The organism is Ralstonia sp. 1B3 (assembly GCF_036631435.1).
This window is the reverse complement of record NZ_JAPNUG010000014.1, coordinates 23,653-29,867: the sequence shown is the minus strand read 5'-3', so window position 1 is coordinate 29,867 and position 6,215 is coordinate 23,653. Positions and strand designations below refer to the sequence as shown.

The following is a 6,215-nucleotide window of genomic DNA, read 5'->3' as shown; positions in this document are numbered from 1 at the left end:
GTAAGCGTCGAGCGGCTGGTCGCCAGTCGTTCAACAAAGTTTGCAATGAAGGTTTGTCAGGCATTTTCCTACAAAGTTCTGTCGGCCGCAGTCCTACTTATGGCTATGTGCGGCACAGCATGCACCGCATGTTGTCTGCTGAAGGCGCGGGACTGGCGCTGCACAATGTGCTCCGTCGGGTTGTTTATGTGCTTGGGCAACGTTCTTGGGACGTTCCAGGCCGCTTTGTCTCGGGCGCTGAGCATCATGATGCACTGCGGCAACGAATGCCCGTTTGAGGGGTTGGCGTGACGGAGGGCGGGAGTACAATCCGCCCTCATTGTGCAATGCACGATTTTTGAGCGGCCAGTATTTCGGCCGATTTTCAAGTTCATGAGTCAAGCTCTTACAGCAACCGGGTCGCCCCAGACCAACGTGAACCTGCGCGCCATGGTGGTCGGCGCCGTCGGGGTGGTGTTCGGAGACATCGGCACCAGTCCGCTGTATTCGCTCAAGGAATGCTTCAGCCCAGACCACGGCATTCCGTTCTCCAGCGGCGCGGTGCTCGGCATCATCTCCATGCTCTTCTGGGCGATGGTGATCGTGGTATCGCTCAAGTATGTGCTGTTCGTCATGCGCGCCGACAACAACGGCGAGGGCGGCATCCTCGCGCTGATGGCGCTGTCGCTGCGCACGGCCAATACCAATTCGAGGCGCATGTCGCTCCTGATGATGCTGGGCGTCTTCGGCGCCTGCATGTTCTACGGCGACGCGGTCATCACGCCGGCCATCTCGGTCCTGTCGGCCATGGAAGGTCTTGAAATCGCCGCGCCGGCATTGTCCCCCTTTGTATTGCCGATCACGATCGTGATTCTGGCGGTGCTGTTCCTGATCCAACGCAGCGGCACGTCGGTGGTGGGCAAGCTGTTCGGTCCGGTGATGCTGCTGTGGTTTGCCGCGCTGGCAGCGCTGGGCATGATGAATCTGGTGAAGGCGCCGCAGATTCTGGTGGCCGTCAACCCGATGTACGCCGTTTCATTCCTGCACGACCATGCGCTGCAGGCGTTCATCGTGCTCGGTTCGGTGTTCCTGGTGCTGACCGGCGCGGAAGCGCTGTACGCTGACATGGGCCACTTCGGCGCACGCCCGATCCGCTGGGCGTGGTTCTTTATCGTGGCGCCGAGCTTGCTGCTCAACTACTTCGGCCAAGGCGCGATGCTGCTGACCGACCCCAGCACCATCGAAAACCCGTTCTACCGTTCGGTGCCGGAAGCGCTGCAACTGCCAATGGTGGTGCTCGCTGCGGCAGCCACTGTCATTGCCTCGCAGGCCGTGATTTCGGGCGCGTTCTCGCTGACGAGCCAGGCGATTCAGCTTGGCTTTGTGCCGCGCATGCGCATTCGCTACACGTCGGAGGCCGAGATCGGCCAGATCTACGTGCCGATGGTCAACTGGATGCTGTTGATCCTGGTGGTTGGCGTGGTACTGGCGTTCAAGAAGTCCGACAATCTGGCGGCCGCCTACGGCATTGCCGTGACAACGACGATGGTCATTACCACGGTGCTGGCCGCGGTGGTGATGCGCTCGGTCTGGCGTTGGCACCCGGCGCTCGTGACGCTCGTGAGCCTGTGTTTCCTGGTGGTCGACATGGCGTTCTTCTCGGCGAACCTGTTGAAGATCCGCGATGGCGGCTGGTTCCCGTTGACGCTGGGCGCCGGCGTGTTCTTCCTGCTGATGACCTGGTACAAGGGCAAGAAGCTTCTGCGTGCGCGCAGCCTGGAAGATGGCATCCCGCTCGAGCCGTTCCTGGCGGGGTTGCTGGCGCATCCGCCGCATCGTGTCGAGGGCACGGCTGTATTCCTCACAGGCAATACCGAATTCGTGCCGGTGTCGTTGCTGCATAACCTGAAGCACAACCGCGTACTGCACGAGCGCGTGATCTTCATCAGCTTCGTTACGCGCGATATTCCGTACGTGGACGACAAGCAACGCGTAACCGTGCGCGATCTCGGCAGCGGCATCTACATCGTCAAGGCGGAATACGGTTTCAAGGAAACGCCGGATGTGTACCGCGTACTGGAACTGGGGCAGCCGCAGATCGGCACGCGGTGCGAGCTGATGGATACGTCGTTCTTCATCGCGCGCGAATCGGTGGTGCCGTCCAAGCTGCCGGGTATGTCGATGTGGCGTGAGCGTCTGTTTGCATGGATGCATCAGAACGGCGCCAAGCCGTCGGATTTCTTCCACATCCCCGCGAATCGCGTGGTGGAGCTGGGCACCAAGGTCGAGATCTGATCAACCTACCGCTGCATTGCAAAACGGCCCGTGCGAGAGAGACGCACGGGCCGTTTTGTTTGTTGCGGCGGCGCTGCACTTACATCTTCGCAGCGGCGTGATTGCGCTCGCGGACTTCGTCGTTGCGGGCGTGGACGTCGTGGTTACGGTCCTTCACGTCGTGCCGCAGGTCTTTGCGATCGTGGTGCAAGTCGCGGCGCTCGGCGTTGACTTCATGCTGCTCTTCGGCGCGCTTCTTGTTCCAGTATTCGGCGCCCCCGACGTTGCCATTGGCCAGGTCACGGTTTTCGCGGCGTTGATCGGCGTTGCGGGCGGCACGGTCGGCGTTCAATGCGGCCTTGTCGGCGCCGATGTCCGCGCGATCATGGCGAATATCGCGGTTGTCGTGGCGGATGTCACGGTTGTCCTGGCGAATCTGCTGATTGTCTTGCTGAACTTGCTGGACGGGCGTGGTCTGCGCGAAAGCGGCGGTACCGGCAACAGCAAGCAGGGCGGCAATCAGGGTGTGGCTCGTCTTCATAGGGCTTCTCCTCGTGGATGCCAGGCGGCGTGCCTGTGTCTCCTTAACGGGCCGAAAAGACGGGCCGACGACGCATGAGTGTTAGGAAAGATCCATGCGCGTAAGGACTTGTAACGGGCACACGCGGCCATGAAAAAACCCGCCGAGTCCGAAAACCGGGCGGGTTCCATTCAACAGAATGCGCGTTAGCGTTGAGCTTGGCGAACGCTTCTGCCATGGCGCCGGACGGTTCGGGCGCGCGGCGTTGCTGGCCGCCGTGGCGACCGCCTCCACTGCTCGGACGATCGCCGCCGCCGGTGCGTGCAGCCGCCTGACCGGGCTCATCCGACAGGCGCATCGTCAGGCCGATGCGGTTGCGCTTCACGTCCACCTCCATCACCTTGACCTTGACGATCTGGCCAGGCTTGACCACCTCATGCGGGTCGCGCACGAACTTGGTCGACAGCGCCGACACGTGCACCAGGCCATCCTGATGCACGCCGATGTCGATGAAGGCGCCAAACGCCGCCACATTCGTCACCACGCCTTCGAGCACCATGCCGGGCTGCAGGTCCTTGATGTCTTCCACGCCGTCCTGGAACGTCGCCGTCTTGAACTCGGGGCGGGGGTCGCGGCCGGGCTTTTCCAGCTCGGAGAGGATGTCGACCACGGTGGGCAGGCCGAATTTCTCGTCGGTGAAGTCACGGGCGGTCAGGCCGCGCAGCGCCTCGCGGTTGCCGAGCACGTCGCCGATGCCTTTCTTGATGCTGTCCAGGATGCGCTTGACGACCGGATACGCTTCGGGGTGCACCGAGGACCGGTCGAGCGGATTGTCGCCGTCATTGATGCGCAGGAAGCCGGCGGCCTGCTCGAACGTCTTGTCGCCCAGGCGCGGCACTTTCTTGAGCGCGTCGCGGTTGGGGAACGCGCCGTTGGCATCGCGGTACTCGACGATGTTCTTGGCGAGGATCGAGTTCAGCCCCGACACGCGCCAGCAGAGGGCAGAGGCCGTGTTCACGTCCACGCCGACCGCGTTGACGCAATCTTCGACGATGGCGTCCAGTGCGCGGGCCAGCTCGCGCTGGTTCACGTCATGCTGATACTGGCCAACGCCGATCGACTTCGGATCGATCTTCACGAGTTCGGCCAGCGGGTCTTGCAGGCGTCGCGCGATCGACACCGCGCCACGCAGCGACACATCGAGCTCGGGGAATTCCTTGGCCGCCAGCTCCGACGCCGAATACACCGACGCGCCGGCCTCGCTCACCACGATCTTGGTCAGCTTCAGCTCCGGCGCGTTGCGCATCAGGTCCTGCACCAACTTGTCAGTCTCGCGGCTTGCTGTGCCGTTGCCGATGGAAACCAGTGCCACGCCGTGCTGCTTCGCCAGCCGGGCGAGCGTGGCCAGCGAGCCGTTCCAGTCGCGACGCGGCTCGTGCGGATAAATGGTGGCCGTTTCCAGCAGCTTGCCGGTGTGGTCGACCACGGCCACCTTGCAACCGGTGCGGATGCCGGGGTCGATGCCCATCACGGCCTTCGGGCCAGCCGGCGCGGCCAGCAGCAGGTCGTGCAGATTGCGGCCGAAGATCTTGATGGCCTCGGCTTCCGCGGACTCGCGCAGTTGCGTGAGCAACTCGGTCTCGATATGCGGCTGCACCTTCACGCGCCAGCACCAGCGGCACACGTCCGACAGCCACTTGTCAGCCGCCCGGCCCTTGTTTTCGATGCCGACGTGGCGCGCGATCATGATTTCGCACGGGTGCGGGTTCATCGCGTCCTGTTCTTCGCCCAAGCCGAGCTTCACGAACAGCACGCCCGCGTTGCGGCCGCGGAACAGCGCCAGCGCGCGGTGCGACGGCACGTTGCGGATCGGCTCGCTATACGCGTAGTAATCGCGGAATTTCTCTTCTTCGGCGGTTTCCTTGCCTTCCACCACGGTCGACGAAACCTGGCCTTGATTCCACAGGTGGTCGCGCACCTTGCCAAGCAGCTCCGCCGTCTCGCCAAACTGTTCAGAGAGGATGTCGCGCGCGCCATCCAGCGCGGCCTTCACGTCCGGCACGCCGCCGTCGGCGGTCGGGTTGCCGTTGACGAACTTGGCAGCTTCGGTTTGCGGATCCAGCGTGGGGTCGGCCAGCAGCGCCTGGGCCAGCGGCTCCAGGCCGCATTCGCGGGCAATCTGGGCGCGCGTGCGGCGCTTGGGCTTGTAGGGCAGGTAGAGGTCTTCCAGCACCTGCTTGGTCTCGGCCGCCTCGATGGCGGTGCGCAGGGCGTCCGTCAGCTTGCCTTGCTCTTCAATGGAGGCGAGGATGGCCGCGCGGCGGTCTTCCAGTTCGCGCAGGTACAGCAGGCGCTCTTCCAGGTTGCGCAGTTGCGTGTCGTCCAGGTTGTCCGTCACTTCCTTGCGGTACCGCGCGATGAACGGCACGGTGGCGCCTTCGTCCAGCAGTTGGACGGCGGCGGCAACCTGCTGCGGCCGGACCGCCAGTTCAACGGCGATGCGGGAGACGATCTTCTGCAACACGGAATCAGTCATTGCTTCCAGAGAGTGCGATGGAAAGCCGCGCATTTTGCCACAACGCGAACCCTGTTCCTGAGCTGAAATCCGTGGCCGCGCGGCGTTTGCCGCACAGGCGCGGTGATAAAATGCGCGTTATGCCTACGCTCCTGTTTTCTGCCCGTCGCCGCGCTGCCGCGCGCCGCGCTTCTCGTCTGGTTCTGCCGGCGTCCGTGCTCAGTGTCACGCTGCTTGCCACGCCCGCATGGAGCCAGTCCCAGCCTGCCGCTGCGCCGGCTGCCGCTGTGCCCGCCACCCCGCCCGATTTCGGCTCTGAGCACGATCGCATCAACAGCGCCAAAGCGTGGGCTGAATACCGGTACGCCGAGGCCGAACGCGCTTGCTACGACAAATTCCTCGTCACGCGCTGCATCGACAAGGCGAAGGATGTGCGTCGCACGGAACTGCACACCATCCGCGAGCGCGAGCTTGCGCTGGACGAAGCCGAGCGTGCCGATCGCGCTGCCCGTCGCGACCAGGAGCGCGCCATCCGCGAGGCTCAGTACAACGCCGAACGGCCCCAGCGCGAAGCCGCCGAGCAGAAGAATCGCAACGATTTCGCGAGCAAGCAGGAGCAGCAGCGCCTGAACGAGGCGCAGCGCCAGGCCGAAGCGCCGCAGCGCGCTGCCAACGCGCAGGCGGCCGCCAAAAAGCAGGCCGATTACGATGCCAAGCTGAAAGCCGCGCAGGAGCAGGGCGCCGCCAACGCCGCAAAGCGTGCGGAAAGCGCCAAGCAGTTCCAGGAAAAGCAGCAAGACGCCGTCAAGCGTCAGAAAGAACTGGAAGAGCGCCGCGAACAAACCAAGCGCCGCAACGAGCAAAACCAGAACAACACCAGTCCGCTGGGGTTCTAAACTTCAGCCAAGGCCGGGTTTCCGGGAGGAA

The 6,215-nt window shown here is 63.6% G+C and carries 4 protein-coding genes and 1 pseudogene; 3 read left to right on the top strand and 2 right to left on the bottom strand.

Annotated features, from left to right (window positions below; genetic code table 11):
* Positions 1-278 (top strand): hypothetical protein (locus OWR21_RS03880; protein ID WP_332394642.1); only part of this gene is annotated, 278 nt, incomplete at its 5' end.
* A 94-nt stretch (positions 279-372) separates the two neighbouring features.
* The gene (locus tag OWR21_RS03875; RefSeq protein ID WP_147217642.1) at positions 373-2,274 is read left to right on the top strand and encodes a potassium transporter Kup; all 1,902 of its coding nucleotides are present in this window, start codon (positions 373-375) and stop codon (positions 2,272-2,274) included.
* 79 nt (positions 2,275-2,353) lie between these two features.
* Here OWR21_RS03875 and OWR21_RS03870 read toward each other — a convergent pair whose 3' ends face one another.
* Both OWR21_RS03870 and OWR21_RS03865 read right to left on the bottom strand, forming a co-directional pair.
* Entirely contained in the window at positions 2,354-2,794 is a 441-nt protein-coding gene (locus tag OWR21_RS03870) for a hypothetical protein (RefSeq protein ID WP_316889311.1), read from the bottom strand.
* A 193-nt stretch (positions 2,795-2,987) separates the two neighbouring features.
* Positions 2,988-5,309, bottom strand: a pseudogene (locus OWR21_RS03865) (Tex family protein); the annotation flags it as partial.
* Positions 5,310-5,419: 110 nt separating this feature from the next.
* Here OWR21_RS03865 and OWR21_RS03860 point away from each other — a divergent pair.
* Positions 5,420-6,184, top strand: coding sequence for a hypothetical protein (locus OWR21_RS03860; protein WP_316889308.1), 765 nt, complete (start codon positions 5,420-5,422; stop codon positions 6,182-6,184).
* Positions 6,185-6,215 lie beyond the last annotated feature (31 nt).